1 protein-coding gene is annotated in these 870 nt (G+C 49.9%); it reads right to left on the minus strand.

Translation table 11 applies throughout. The annotated features are described in order from the left end of the window. Positions 1 to 755: transposase (locus tag KM934_RS12840; RefSeq protein ID WP_215761021.1), on the minus strand; the 755-nt coding region annotated here is incomplete at its 3' end. Positions 756 to 870 lie beyond the last annotated feature (115 nt).

Raw genomic sequence — 870 nt, forward strand, 5'->3', positions numbered from 1 at the left:
ATCTTCGCACGCTTTTTCTGCGTTGCGCTCCACTTCTCTCGGCTCATGGACAATTGCTTGCGACATCGTGTCTGTGCCTCTACAAGAGTCTCGCCATTTTCAAGCCTTTTGGGTTCAAAGCGAGTGTTCAGCCTCATAGGCTTTCTTCCGCGCTTGCTCTTCTTCCAGTTCTTCCCATGCCTTTTCCTCATTCGCTCGCGGTAAGCCTTTCTCTGCGCTGCCAGATTTTCGAGGTGTTTGCGAAACTCTGCCTTCTGTCTGTTCACCTCCTTTACGGCTTTTCGTTTCAGGCGCAGGCGTATCTCTTCGCAGCCCTCTCCACCGCGTTTTACGACATGGAAGCAGTCACGTATGACTGTGGCTTTAGGGAATGCCTCTCGGGCTATGACACGCATGCAATCTGAGAGATCCATCGTGATATTCTCAACCATTTCACGCTTATCTGCAGGTAGTTGCATGAGAACCTTCAGTACGTCAGCAGGATTCGTTCCCTTGACTACTGCTATGATTGCACCCTTGCGACCATGGGCATCCTTGTTGTGAACGATAGTGTACAGTTCGCCCTGGAGGGAGGTCTCGTCTATGCCTTGTTCCTTACCTACGTTTTGCGGAATAAGAATCCACTTGGATGCGTGATCCTTCTGCTCCCACGTCTCGAAGTTACTCAGGGCGTCCTTGTATCTTTTGGCAAACGTGGAGCTGTTAATCATGTACGTATAACCAATCTGACGAGCGGTTATCGTTTCAGAGTCCATTCGCCCTCTTTAAAAAAAGCGCGAAGTCCTTCGCGTATCGAGTGCCCTTATGCTTCAGTTCAAACTCCTTGTCAAGGTCAACACTTCTTGTTGTGCCATCCGGCATTGTCCAACG

This window comes from Hallella faecis, from assembly GCF_018789675.1.
Lineage (GTDB): Bacteria > Bacteroidota > Bacteroidia > Bacteroidales > Bacteroidaceae > Prevotella > Prevotella faecis.